General features: G+C 70.8%; 12 protein-coding genes. 8 read left to right on the forward strand and 4 right to left on the reverse strand.

Features of this window, described 5'->3' with window-relative positions:
• Positions 1-218: 218 nt before the first annotated feature.
• The 3 genes from NS331_RS14460 to NS331_RS14470 are packed head-to-tail and all read left to right on the forward strand — an operon-like array spanning position 219 to position 3,194.
• A complete protein-coding gene (locus NS331_RS14460) occupies positions 219-1,280 on the forward strand; it encodes an ABC transporter substrate-binding protein (protein ID WP_058642679.1) in 1,062 nt (353 codons plus the stop codon).
• Positions 1,277-2,737: an amidohydrolase family protein gene (locus NS331_RS14465; RefSeq protein WP_206597336.1), complete on the forward strand. Its 1,461-nt coding sequence runs from the start codon at positions 1,277-1,279 to the stop codon at positions 2,735-2,737. Before NS331_RS14460 ends, NS331_RS14465 begins: the two co-directional genes overlap by 4 nt.
• 31 nt (positions 2,738-2,768) lie before the next feature.
• The gene (locus tag NS331_RS14470) at positions 2,769-3,194 is read left to right on the forward strand and encodes a DUF3830 family protein (protein WP_058642680.1); all 426 of its coding nucleotides are present in this window, start codon (positions 2,769-2,771) and stop codon (positions 3,192-3,194) included.
• 45 nt (positions 3,195-3,239) lie between these two features.
• On the opposite strand, the gene NS331_RS14475 is transcribed toward NS331_RS14470, so the two are convergent.
• Entirely contained in the window at positions 3,240-4,043 is an 804-nt protein-coding gene (locus NS331_RS14475) for an exodeoxyribonuclease III (RefSeq protein WP_058642681.1), read from the reverse strand.
• A 16-nt stretch (positions 4,044-4,059) separates the two neighbouring features.
• Between NS331_RS14475 and pyrE the strand changes: the two genes are divergently transcribed.
• The gene (gene pyrE / locus NS331_RS14480) at positions 4,060-4,752 is read left to right on the forward strand and encodes an orotate phosphoribosyltransferase (RefSeq protein WP_058642682.1); all 693 of its coding nucleotides are present in this window, start codon (positions 4,060-4,062) and stop codon (positions 4,750-4,752) included.
• The gene (locus tag NS331_RS14485; protein WP_242873754.1) at positions 4,745-5,407 is read left to right on the forward strand and encodes a DUF4124 domain-containing protein; all 663 of its coding nucleotides are present in this window, start codon (positions 4,745-4,747) and stop codon (positions 5,405-5,407) included. Before pyrE ends, NS331_RS14485 begins: the two co-directional genes overlap by 8 nt.
• Before the next feature lie 16 nt (positions 5,408-5,423).
• On the opposite strand, the gene gatB is transcribed toward NS331_RS14485, so the two are convergent.
• From gatB to gatC, 3 genes are read right to left on the reverse strand one after another with little or no spacing between them, the layout of a single operon-like run.
• Positions 5,424-6,914 (reverse strand): Asp-tRNA(Asn)/Glu-tRNA(Gln) amidotransferase subunit GatB, encoded by a 1,491-nt coding sequence (gene gatB / locus NS331_RS14490; RefSeq protein ID WP_058642683.1) that lies wholly within the window; start codon positions 6,912-6,914, stop codon positions 5,424-5,426.
• 2 nt (positions 6,915-6,916) lie between these two features.
• Entirely contained in the window at positions 6,917-8,434 is a 1,518-nt protein-coding gene (gene gatA, locus NS331_RS14495; protein WP_058642684.1) for an Asp-tRNA(Asn)/Glu-tRNA(Gln) amidotransferase subunit GatA, read from the reverse strand.
• Complete coding sequence (gene gatC, locus NS331_RS14500) at positions 8,431-8,730, reverse strand: Asp-tRNA(Asn)/Glu-tRNA(Gln) amidotransferase subunit GatC (RefSeq protein ID WP_058642685.1); 300 nt, start codon at positions 8,728-8,730, stop codon at positions 8,431-8,433. The genes gatA and gatC overlap by 4 nt, the downstream gene beginning before the upstream one ends.
• Positions 8,731-8,959: 229 nt before the next feature.
• On the opposite strand from gatC, the gene NS331_RS14505 reads away from it, so the two are divergent.
• From NS331_RS14505 to mreD, 3 genes are all read left to right on the forward strand, one after another.
• Entirely contained in the window at positions 8,960-10,003 is a 1,044-nt protein-coding gene (locus NS331_RS14505; protein ID WP_058642686.1) for a rod shape-determining protein, read from the forward strand.
• Between the two features lie 89 nt (positions 10,004-10,092).
• Positions 10,093-11,220 carry a rod shape-determining protein MreC gene (gene mreC, locus NS331_RS14510; protein ID WP_082702491.1) on the forward strand — a complete coding sequence of 376 codons (1,128 nt, stop codon included), beginning with the start codon at positions 10,093-10,095 and terminating at the stop codon, positions 11,218-11,220.
• A partial coding sequence (gene mreD / locus NS331_RS14515) for a rod shape-determining protein MreD (protein WP_058642687.1) occupies positions 11,217-11,673 on the forward strand: 457 nt, incomplete at its 3' end. The genes mreC and mreD, both read left to right, overlap by 4 nt.

The raw sequence follows: 11,673 nt of genomic DNA on the forward strand, positions 1-11,673 counted from the left end.
GGCAGAGCCGGTTCCGCGGGTGCACTGGCCTGGCCTGGCCTGCGCCGCGGCCATTCGATCAGAAAGGTGGCGCCGGTTTCATGCGATGCGGATGGCGCGCAGCGCAATGGATAACGGAGATGCAGGTCAGTGAACCCAAGTCCGTTCGGGCTGAGCCTGTCGAAGCCGAGGCGCCCGCTCGCCAGGGCCCTCCGTCTTTCGAATTCCAAGGAGCTTTCATGTCCCGCTTCCTCCCTCGTCGCGCCGCCGGCTTGGCGCTCTCGGCCCTGTCCCTGCTGATGGCCGTGGGCGCCGCGCTGGCACCCGCCCCCGCCGCCGCCCAGACCGAGACCCCGATCAAGTTCGTCCTCGACTGGAAGCTCCAGGGCGTGCACGCCTGGTACTACCTCGCGCAGGACCGCGGCTATTTCGCCCGCGAGAAGCTGGCCGTGACCATCGACCAGGGCGACGGCTCGGCCGCCACCGTCACCAAGATCATGGCCGGCGCCTACCAGGCCGGCTTCGGCGACGTGAACGCCATCGTGCAGAACGCCGCCGCCAAGCCGGGCCAGGCGCCGGTGATGGTCTACATGCTCTACAACCGCGCGCCCTTCGCACTCATCGCCAAGGCCGACGGCCCGATCCGCACGCCCAAGGACCTCGAAGGCCGCACCGTCGGCACGCCGGCCGGTGGCGCGGCAGCCCGCATGTTCCCGGTCATCGCGGCGCGCACCGGCATCGACGCCGCCAAGGTCGCGTGGACCAACGTGGCGCCCAACCTGCAGGAGCAACTGCTGCTCAAGGGCCATGTCGACGCCGCGGCCGTGTTCTCGGTCACCAGCTACATGAACCTGGTGGCGCAGGGCATCGACCCCGACAAGGACATCCGCTGGTTCCATTACGGCGACTTCGGCGTCGAGCTCTACGGCAACGGCGTGATGGTGTCGCAGCAGCTGCTGCGCGAGCGGCCCGAGGCCGTGGCCGGCCTGGTGCGGGCGATCAACCACGCGGTGCGCGACACCATCGCCGACCCGGACGCGGCCATCGCGGCGCTGGTCAAGCGCGAGCCGCTGCTCAACAAGGAGCTGGAGAAGCGCCGCCTGCTCTACACGCTCAAGACCGTCATGCTCACGCCCGAGGTGGCGACGCAGGGCCTGGGCGACATCAGCGATGCCCGCTTCGCCCGCGCCTTCCTGCAGCTCAAGGAGGCCTTCGGTCTGCCGCGCGTGCCCACGGCCGCCGAGGTCTTCGACCGCCGCTTCCTGCCGCCGCTGGCGGAGCGCACGCTCGCGAAGCGATGAGCGACGCCATCCCCACCACCATCGACTGCGCCTGGCTGCTGGCCGAACCCGGTGCGGCGCCCGCGCAGCGCGACATGCGCATCCGCCTCGACGGCCCGCGCGTGGCGGCCGTCGACACGCTGCCTGCCCCGGTGCCCGGCCGCCGCCGTCTGTCGCTGCCGGCGCTGGCCAATGCGCACGACCATGCGCGCACCGTGCGCAGCGCCACGCTGGGTGCCTTCGGCCAGCCGCTGGAGGGCTGGCTGCCCTTCCTGGGCGTGGTGCCGGGCATGGACCCATACCTGTGCGCCGCGACCTCCTTCGCCCGCTCGCTGCGCAACGGCGTGGTGGACCTGATGGTGCACTACACCCGCGTGCAGGGTGGCCTGCCCTATGTCGACGAGGCGGCGGCCGTGGGCCGGGCCGCGCGCGACGTGGGCGTGCGCATCGGCTTCGCGGTGGCCCTGCGCGACCGCCACGGCCTGGGCTACGCCGACGACGCGGCGGTGCTGGCGGCGCTGCGTCCGGCCATCCGTGACGACATCGCCCGCCGGCTGTCGGCACCGTCGACGCCGCCCGCGCAGCAGCTCGCGCTGGTGGAAGAGGTGGCGCAGCGCTTCGCCGCGGAAGGGCTGGATTCCCATGCGGACCTGCAGTACGGCCCCACCGGCGTGCAGTGGTGCAGCGCGCCGCTGCTCGAAGCCATCGCCCAGGCTTCGGCCGACACCGGCCGGCGTGTGCACATGCACCTGCTGGAGACGCAGTACCAGCGCGCCTGGGCCGATGCCGCGCACCCGGGCGGCATCGTGCGCTTCCTGGACGACATCGGCCTGCTCGGCCCGCGGCTCACGCTGGCGCACTGCACCTGGGCGCGGCCGGAGGAGCTGGCCCTGATCGCGGAGCGCGGCGCCACCATCGCCGTCAACACCAGCTCCAACCTGGGCCTCAAGTCCGGCATCGCCCCGCTGGCGCAGATGCTGGCCCACGGCTGCCGCGTCGCCATGGGCCTGGACGGCATGGCCTTCGACGAGGACGACGATGCCCTGCGCGAGGCGCGCCTGGCCTATGCGCTGCACCGCGGCTGGGGCTACGACACCACCATGACGCCGGCCCAGCTGTGGCGCTTCGCCTCGCGCGGGCGCATCGCGCCGGGCGAGCGCGCGGACCTCGTGCTGCTCGACTGGGACGCGCTGGACGACGATGCCCTGTTCGACGACGTCGACCCGCTGGACCTGCTGCTCGCGCGCGGCACGGGCCGGCATGTGCACACCGTCATCGCCGGCGGCCGCACGGTGGTCGAGGCTGGACGCGTTCTGGGCGTGGACGAGGTGGCCCTGCAGGTCGAGTTGCGGGCGCGCATGCGGTTGGCCCTGTCGGCGGATGCTGCCCATGCCGGCTGGCGCCGCACGGTCCAGGCCTTCGCCGAAGATATGGCACCCTTCTGCCGCGATGGCCGCTTTCTGGGCGGCTGCTGCTGAGCCTTTTTTCCTTTTTCCGGAATCCTTCTCCATGACCCGTATCCGCATGCAGGCCGCCGGCTTCGACTTCGTCGCCGAGACCCATCCCGACGCGCCGCAGACCGTGGCCGCCTTCCTGCAACTGCTGCCCTACCGGCAGAAGCTCATCCACGTGCGCTGGAGCGGCGAGGGCTGCTGGGTGCCGCTGGGCGAGTTCCGCCTGACCCACGAGGGCGCGCCGGTGGGCTTCGAGAACCACACCAGTCACCCGTCGCGCGGCGACGTGCTGTTCTACCCCGGCGGCTACAGCGAGACCGAGATTATCCTGGCCTACGGCGCCTGCAGCTTCGCCAGCCGCATGGGCACGCTGGCCGGCAACCACTTCCTCACCATCGTGGAAGGCCGCGAGCACCTGCCCGAGCTGGGCCGCCGCGTCCTGTGGGAGGGGGCGCAGGACGTGGTGTTCAGCTTGGCCTGAACTGCGCTGTGCACGCCCGGGCCATGGCAGGCTGGGCGCTGCCCTTCAAAGGGTGAAGTCGTAATCGATCGTGATCGGCGCGTGGTCGCTGAACTTGATCGTCTTGAAGATGTGCTCGCTGCGCGCCAGCTGGGCCATGGCCGGCGTGGCCAGGTGGTAGTCCAGGCGCCAGCCCACGTTCTTGGCATAGGCCTGGCCGCGGTTGCTCCACCACGTGTAGCAGGCGTCGGTGGTGTCGGGCTGAAGGTGGCGGTAGACGTCCACCAGGCCCGCGCCCTCGGCGCCAGCGTCGAGCAGGCGGGTCATCCAGGCGCGCTCCTCGGGCAGGAAGCCGCTGTTCTTGAGGTTGCCCTTCCAGTTCTTCAGGTCCGCTTCCTGGTGGGCGATGTTGATGTCGCCGCACAGGATGAACTCGCGCGTCTTCTTCAGCTGCACCAAGTAGGGCATGAAGCCTTCCAGGAAGCGGAACTTCGCCGCCTGCCGCTCCTCGCCCGAACTGCCGCTCGGAAAGTAGCAGCTGATGATCGAGAGCTTGCGCGCCGGCGTGTCGAAGCGCAGCTCCAGGTAGCGGCCCTCAGCGTCGAACTCGGTGTTGCCCCAGCCGATCACGACGTCGGTGGGCTCGTGCTTCGTGTAGATGGCGGTGCCGGCATAGCCCTTCTTCTCCGCGAAGTGGAAGTGGCCCTTCAGGCCCGCCATCTGCTCGAAGCGGCCCTGCACGTCGCTCGCCTGGACGCGGATCTCCTGCATGCAAATACAATCCGGCGCCGCTTCGGCGACCCAGTCGGCGACCCCTTTTGTCGAGGCGGAACGCAGGCCGTTGAGGTTGAGGCTGGTGAGTTTGAACACGTTTCGAGGAATGCGGATGGCAGTGGACGGGAAGCAGCAGCAGCAACACGACGCGCGCCTGGCGCAGGACTTCGTGGCGTTCGCGATCGAGGCCGGCGTGCTGCGCTTCGGCGAGTTCAAGACCAAGGCCGGGCGTCTGAGTCCCTATTTCTTCAATGCGGGCCTGTTCAACGACGGCGCCCGCATCGCGCGGCTGGCGGAATTCTATGCAGCGCGCCTGATCGACTCCGGCCTGGAGTTCGACATGATCTTCGGTCCCGCCTACAAGGGCATCCCGCTGGGCGCGACGGTGGCGGCCGAGCTGGCGCGGCGCGGCCGCAACGTGCCCTTCGCCTACAACCGCAAGGAAGCCAAGGACCACGGCGAGGGCGGCTCGCTGGTCGGTGCGCCGCTGGCCGGCCGCGTGCTGATCGTGGACGACGTCATGTCCGCCGGCACCGCGGTGCGCGAGTCCATCGCCACCATCCGCGCCGCCGGCGCCACGCCGCATGCCGTGGCCATCGCGCTGGACCGCCAGGAGCAGGCCACCGAGAACGGCCAGGACGTGCCTCACAGCGCCGTGCAGTACGTGCGCGACCAGCTGGGCATGGCGGTGGTGGCCATCGCCAGCCTGAGTGACCTGCTCGCCTACCTGGACGAGCGTGCCGGCGAAGAACTGCGCGCCCATCGCGCCAGCGTGCAGGCCTACCGTGAGCGCTACGGTGCCTGAGGTCCATCGCGCCGCCGGGCGTCTGTTTCTGGCCGTCGGCGCGCTGTGCGGCGCCGCAACCGTCGCTCACGCCCAGCAGCCGGGCAGCGGCATGACGCAGGGCAGCATCTTCACCTGCACCACGGCGCGCGGCCAGCACCTGACCTCCGACCGCTACATCGCCGAGTGCGCCGACCGGGTACAGCTGGAGCTGTCGCCCAGCGGCAGCGTGCGGCGGCGCATCGAGCCGGCGCTCACGCCGCAGGAGCAGCTGCAGCGCGACCAGCGCCGCCAGGCCGAAGAGCGCGCCGAGGCCCAGCGCCGCGACGAGCGGCGGCGCGACATGGCGCTGCTGGCCCGTTACCCCGACGCCGCCGCGCACGACCGCCGGCGCACCGAGGCGCTGGCGCAGTCCGAGGCCGAGATCGCCGCCGCCCGCCGCCGCCTGGCCGACCTGGCGCAGGCGCGCCGCAAGCTGGACCAGGACATGGCGGCCTACGCCAAGGACCCGGCCCAGGCCCCCGCCGCGCTCAAGGTGCAGATGGCCGACAACGCCAATGCCGTGAGCATGCAGGAGCGGCTGCTGCGCGAGCAGGAAGACGAAAAGCAGCGCATCAACGCCCGCTTCGACGAGGAGCGCCAGCGGCTGGACAGGCTCTGGGGCCCCAGCCGCTGAGGGCCGCCTCCATCCTCTAGCCCAGACGCGACTTCAGCAGCGCATTGACCTGCGCCGGATTCGCCTTGCCCTTGCTCTCCTTCATCACCTGGCCGACCAGGGCGTTGAAGGCCTTGTCCTTGCCGGCGCGGTATTCGGCGATGTTCTTCTCGTTCTTCGCGAGCACGTCGTCGACGATCTTCTCCAGCGCGCCGGTGTCGTTCATCTGCTTGAGGCCCTTGGCCTCGATGAGCGCATCGACCGACTCGCCCTCGCCGCTCCACAGCGCATCGAAGACCTGACGCGCCGCGTTGTTGGAGATGGTGCCGTCGCCGATGCGGCCGATCAGCTGCGCCAGCTGGGCGGGCTTGACCGGCGCGGCCTCGATGCCGACTTCCTGCGTGTTCAGGCGCTTGGCGATCTCGCCCGACAGCCAGTTGCTGGCCAGCTTGGGCGCGGCGCCCGCGGCCACGGCGGCATCGAAGTAGGCGGCATGCGCCGGGCTCTGTGTGAGCTGCGTGGCGTCGTAGTCGGTCAGGCCGAAGTCGCGCACGTAGCGCTCGGCCATGGCGCGCGGCAGCTCGGGCATCTGCGCCTTCACCGCATCCACCCAGTCGCGGCCGATCACCAGCGGCGGCAGGTCGGGGTCGGGGAAGTAGCGGTAGTCGGCCGCGTCTTCCTTGGTGCGCATGGCGCGCGTCTCGCCCGTGTCGGGGTCGAACAGCACCGTGGCCTGCTGGATGGGGTGGCCGTCCTCGATCTGCTCGATCTGCCAGCGGATCTCGAAGTCGATCGCCTGCTGCATGAAGCGGAAGCTGTTGAGGTTCTTGATCTCGCGGCGCGTGCCCAGCGGCTGGCCCGGCCGGCGCACCGAGACGTTGGCGTCGCAGCGGAAGGAGCCTTCCTGCATGTTGCCGTCGCAGATGCCGATCCAGGTGACGATCTTGTGCAGCTCGCGCGCATAGGCGACGGCCTCGGCGCTGGAGCGGATGTCCGGCTCGGTCACGATCTCCAGCAGCGGCGTGCCGGCGCGGTTGAGGTCGATGCCCGACTGGCCGACGAAGTCCTCGTGCAGCGACTTGCCGGCGTCTTCCTCCAGATGAGCGCGCACCAGGCGCACCGTCTTGCGTTCCTCGCCCAGCCAGAAGCTGACCGAGCCGCCCTGCACGACGGGAATCTCGTACTGGCTGATCTGGTAGCCCTTGGGCAGGTCGGGGTAGAAGTAGTTCTTGCGCGCGAAGATGCTGCGCGGCGCGATGGTGCTGCCCAGCGCCAGGCCCAGGCGGATGGCACGCTCGACGGCGCCGCGGTTCATCACCGGCAGCGTGCCGGGCAGGGCCAGGTCCACCGCGCAGGCCTGCGTGTTGGGCTCGGCGCCGAAGGCCGTGGGTGCGCGGCTGAAGATCTTGCTTTGCGTGGAGAGCTGGGCATGCGTCTCGAAGCCGATGACGACTTCATAGCCCTGCACCAGCGGGCCGGTGGGGCGGCCCTCCTGGGCGGCGGCGAAGGTGTTGGTCTCGGTGCTCATGCTCAAAAGCCCTCCGGCGTGCGTTGGTGCCAGTCGGTGGCCTGCTGGAAGCGGTGCGCGGCGTTCAGCAGCCGGCCTTCGGCGAAGTAGTTGCCGATCAGCTGCAGGCCCACGGGCATGCCGCCGTCGAAGCCGCAGGGCAGGCTCAGGCCCGGCAGGCCGGCCAGCGAGCCGGGCAGGGTGAAGACGTCGGCCAGATAGTCGGCGACGGGATCGTCGCTGTGCGCGCCGATGGCCCAGGCCACGGTGGGCGCGGCGGGGCCGGCGATCACGTCGCAGTCGCGGAAGGCGGCCTGGAAATCGTCCGCGATCATGCGGCGCACCTTCTGCGCCTGCAGGTAGTAGGCGTCGTAGTAGCCGTGCGACAGCACGTAGGTGCCGATCATGATGCGGCGCTTGACCTCGTCGCCGAAGCCTTCGGCGCGGGTCTTCATGTACATCTCGGCCAGGTCCTTGTACTGGCTGGCGCGGTGGCCGAACTTCACGCCGTCGAAGCGGCTGAGGTTGGAGCTGGCCTCGGCCGCGGCAATGATGTAGTACACGGGGATGGCCAGCTCGGTGCGCGGCAGGCTCACTGCCACGCGCTTGGCGCCCAGCTTCTCGTACTCGGCCAGGGCGGCATCGATGGCGGCGCGCACGCCGGGCGCCACGCCGTCGCCCAGGAATTCCTTGGGCACGCCGATGCGCAGGCCGTCCAGCGAACCCGTCAATCCCTGAGCGAAGTCTTCGGCCGGACGATCCAGCGAGGTGGAATCACGGTCCGGGTCGGGCCCGCACATGGCCGACAGCAGCAGCGCGCAGTCCTCGGCCGAGCGGGCCATGGGGCCGGCCTGGTCCAGGCTGGACGCGAAGGCAACCATGCCGTAGCGGCTGGCGCGGCCGTAGGTGGGCTTGATGCCGGTGATGCCGCAGAAGCTGGCCGGCTGACGGATCGAGCCGCCGGTGTCGGTGCCGGTGGAGGCGGGCGCCAGGCCCGCCGCCACGGCCACGGCGCTGCCGCCGGAGGAGCCGCCGGGCACGCGCGAGGTGTCCCAGGGGTTGCGCACGGGCACGGGCTGGTCGGTGCCTACGGCGGGCACGGCCACGTTCTGGTTGGACGAACCCATGGCGAATTCATCGCAGCTGAGCTTGCCCAGCGTGACCATGCCGGCCTCGCCCAGCTTGCGCACCACGGTGGCGTCGAAGGGCGACTGGTATCCGGCCAGCATGCGCGAGCCCGCGGTGCTGGGCCAGCCGGTGGTCACGAAGATGTCCTTGTGGGCGACGGGCACGCCAGCCAGCGGGCCGGCCTGGCCAGCCGCGATGGCGGCGTCGGCGGCGCGGGCCTGGGCGAGCGTCGCGTCTTCATCGACGGCGACGAAGGCGCCGAGATACTCGGTGGATCCCAAGACGCCCAAAGCGCTCTGGTATTTGATGCGGCCTAGGAAGTGCCGGGCGGTCTCCACGGCCGAGACTTCGCGGGCGGCCAGGGCGCGGGCCAGGTCGGCCACACCCCGGTAGTGCAGGTCGGGCGCGCTCATTCGATCACCTTTGGCACGAGAAACAGGCCGTTCTCGACGGCGGGGGCGCTCTTCTGGTTGGCCTCGCGCTGGTTCGGCTCGGTGGCCGCGTCCTCGCGCAGGCGAAGGACGATGTCCTCGATGGCGGAGACGGGGTGCGACAGCGGCTCGACCCCGGTGGTGTCCACGGCGCGCATGCGCTCGACGAGGTCGAAGAAACCGTTGATCTGGCCGCGCAGGCGCTCGCTTTCGTCGGGCGCCAGCGCCAGCCGCGCCAGCGACGCGATGCGCGCGGTGTCGGTGGTGGAGAGAGACATCGGAAAAACCCAGAGAGACGGCGCCCCATCGACGTGCAGAAGGGCCTGCAAGTGGGGAAATCGCCAGGGGGAATCGGGTATTATCCCGCCTTTGCCGCAACTGCCGCCAACGTGCCGGCATGGCCGCCCCGGCAAGCGGCAAAGCCTTCCAAATCTCCCTTTTCCTCACTCATTCCGGGGCGACGCCGGTCCGAAGCGCCCGCCGTGCCCCTCCGCAAGGACATCGCCCATGTTTGGAGCATTCCGTCGGTACTTTTCCACCGACCTCGCGATCGACCTCGGCACCGCCAACACCCTGATCTTCGCCCGCAACAAGGGCATCGTGCTGGACGAGCCGTCGGTGGTCGCCATCCGCCACGAGGGCGGTCCGCACGGCAAGAAGGTCATCCAGGCCGTGGGCGCCGAAGCCAAGGCCATGCTGGGCAAGGTGCCCGGCAACATCGAGGCCATCCGCCCGATGAAGGACGGCGTGATCGCCGATTTCGTGATCACCGAGCAGATGATCAAGCAGTTCATCAAGATGGTGCACCCGCGCACGCTGCTCACGCCCAGCCCGCGCATCATCATCTGCGTGCCCTGCGGCTCCACCCAGGTCGAGCGCCGCGCCATCAAGGACGCCGCCGAGGCCGCGGGCGCCACCTCGGTCTACCTGATCGAGGAGCCCATGGCCGCCGCCATCGGCGCGGGCCTGCCGGTGTCCGAGGCCAGCGGCTCCATGGTGGTCGACATCGGCGGCGGCACCACCGAGGTGGGCGTGATCTCGCTGGGCGGCATGGTCTACAAGGGCTCCGTGCGCGTCGGCGGCGACCGCTTCGACGAAGCCATCATCAACTACATCCGCCGCAACTACGGCATGCTGATCGGCGAGCCGACGGCCGAGGTCATCAAGAAGACCATCGGCTCGGCCTTCCCCGGCTCCGAGGTCAAGGAGATGGAGGTCAAGGGCCGCAACCTCTCCGAAGGCGTGCCGCGCAGCTTCACCATCAGCTCCAACGAGGTGCTGGAGGCGCTGACCGACCCGCTCAACAACATCGTCTCGGCCGTCAAGAACGCGCTGGAGCAGACGCCGCCCGAGCTGGGCGCCGACATCGCCGAGCGCGGCATGATGCTGACCGGCGGCGGCGCGCTGCTGCGCGACCTGGACCGGCTGCTGGCCGAAGAGACCGGCCTGCCCGTGCTGGTGGCCGAAGACCCGCTGACCTGCGTGGTGCGCGGCTGCGGCATCGCCCTGGAGCGCATGGACCGCCTGGGCAGCATCTTCACCAGCGAGTAAGCTGCCGCCGCTGTCCACAGGCCGGCCCCGTTCCACGGGCCGGCCTTTTTGCCATATAGACGCCCCTTCGTCCCGCCAGGTCCGACCCCATGCCGTTCGGCACGCTCGACCGCTCCGCGCCGCCCCTGTTCAACCAGGGGCCGTCGGCGTTGTCGCGCTTCATCTTCTGCGGCGCGCTGGCGATCTTCCTGATGGTGGCCGATGCGCGGTTCGACGTCGTGGCGCCGGTGCGCGCGGCGCTGGCGGCCATGATGTTTCCGCTGCAGTGGGCGGTGCTCAAGCCGGTGCAGTGGGTGGCCGAGGCCAACCGCCGCTTCGAGGACGTGGCCACGGCGCAGCGCAACGAGGCCGAGGCGCGGCGCCGGCTGGTGATGCAGTCCGAGCGCGCCAGCCAGGCCGATGCGCTGGCGCGTGAGAACGCGCGGCTGCGCACCCTGCTCGAGCTGCGCCAGAACGCGCCCACGCCCGGCCGCGCGGCTGAGGTGCTCTACGACGCCGCCGACCCCTACACCCGCAAGGTGGTCATCGACCAGGGCCAGGTGCACGGCATCGCACCGGGCTCGCCGGTGATCGACGAACTGGGCGTGCTCGGCCAGGTGACGCTGGTGTCGGCCTTCACCAGCGAGGTCACGCTGGTCATCGACCGCGACCTGGCGATCCCGGTGCAGAACAGCCGCACCGGCGCGCGCAGCGTGGCCTTCGGCGACGCCGGGCCGCACAGCGCGGGCATGGAGCTGCGCTTCACCGCCGCCAACGCCGACGTGCGCGAGGGCGACCTGCTGTCCACCAGCGGCGTGGACGGCGTCTACCCGGCCGGCCTGCCGGTGGCGCGCGTGGACCGCATCGACCGCCGCGCCGACACCGCCTTCGCCCGCATCCACTGCGTGCCGCTGTCGCGGGTGGGTGCCGCGCGCTACGTGATGGTGCTCACGCCCGTGGGCGAGGCGCCGCAGGCGGCACGCCCGCCGGTGCCCGCGACGGAGCCGCGCCGTTTCGACAAGGTCGACCGGCCGGGCCGCAAGCCCGAGGGCAACCGGACCGAGGCGTCGGCCCCGCCTGCCGCGCGGGCGTCGCAGCCGGCTCAGCCGGCGGTCGCGGCGCAGCCGGCCGCGCCGGCCACGCCCCCGGCCCGGGCCGCCCCGTCGGCGCCGGCCGACCGGCCGGCCGCGGCCGGAGCGACCGGAACGACCGGCGCGACCGGAGGCGCCGCCCGATGATCATGCGCCCCGGCCAGGAGCAGCTGCTGCTGCCCGCCAAGCCCGTGTTCATGTGGGGCAGCCTGCTGGCGGCCGTCCTGCTGAACATGATGCCGCTGGGCCGCCTGCCCTGGATGCCCGACTTCCTGGCCGTGGTGCTGGTGTTCTGGGGCGCCCACCAGCCGGCGCGCATCGGCCTGGGCGCCGCCTTCGCCTTCGGTCTGGTCATGGACGTGCACGAGTCCTCGCTGCTGGGCCAGCATGCGCTGTCCTATGCGACGCTGAGCTTCTTCGCCATCGTCATCCACCGGCGGCTGCTCTGGTACCGGCTGTCGGCCCAGGCGCTGCAGCTGGTGCCGCTGTTCCTGCTGTCGCGCGTCATCGAGCTGGCCATCCGCATCGTGGGCGGCGGCATCTTCCCGGGCTGGATCACGCTGCTGGGCGCGCCCATCGAGGCGCTGCTCTGGCCGCTGG

This window comes from Pseudacidovorax intermedius (assembly GCF_001476815.1).
Taxonomy (GTDB): Bacteria; Pseudomonadota; Gammaproteobacteria; order Burkholderiales; family Burkholderiaceae_C; genus Xenophilus; species Xenophilus intermedius_A.

Coding starts and splice junctions, on each gene's coding strand:
- gatC (WP_058642685.1), bottom strand. CDS start 8,730: ATGTCTCTCTCCACCACCGACACCGCGCGCATCGCGTCGCTGGCGCGG.
- gatA (WP_058642684.1), bottom strand. CDS start 8,434: ATGAGCGCGCCCGACCTGCACTACCGGGGTGTGGCCGACCTGGCCCGC.
- NS331_RS14505 (WP_058642686.1), top strand. CDS start 8,960: ATGTTTGGAGCATTCCGTCGGTACTTTTCCACCGACCTCGCGATCGAC.
- gatB (WP_058642683.1), bottom strand. CDS start 6,914: ATGAGCACCGAGACCAACACCTTCGCCGCCGCCCAGGAGGGCCGCCCC.
- NS331_RS14465 (WP_206597336.1), top strand. CDS start 1,277: ATGAGCGACGCCATCCCCACCACCATCGACTGCGCCTGGCTGCTGGCC.
- NS331_RS14460 (WP_058642679.1), top strand. CDS start 219: ATGTCCCGCTTCCTCCCTCGTCGCGCCGCCGGCTTGGCGCTCTCGGCC.
- pyrE (WP_058642682.1), top strand. CDS start 4,060: ATGGCAGTGGACGGGAAGCAGCAGCAGCAACACGACGCGCGCCTGGCG.
- mreC (WP_082702491.1), top strand. CDS start 10,093: ATGCCGTTCGGCACGCTCGACCGCTCCGCGCCGCCCCTGTTCAACCAG.
- NS331_RS14470 (WP_058642680.1), top strand. CDS start 2,769: ATGACCCGTATCCGCATGCAGGCCGCCGGCTTCGACTTCGTCGCCGAG.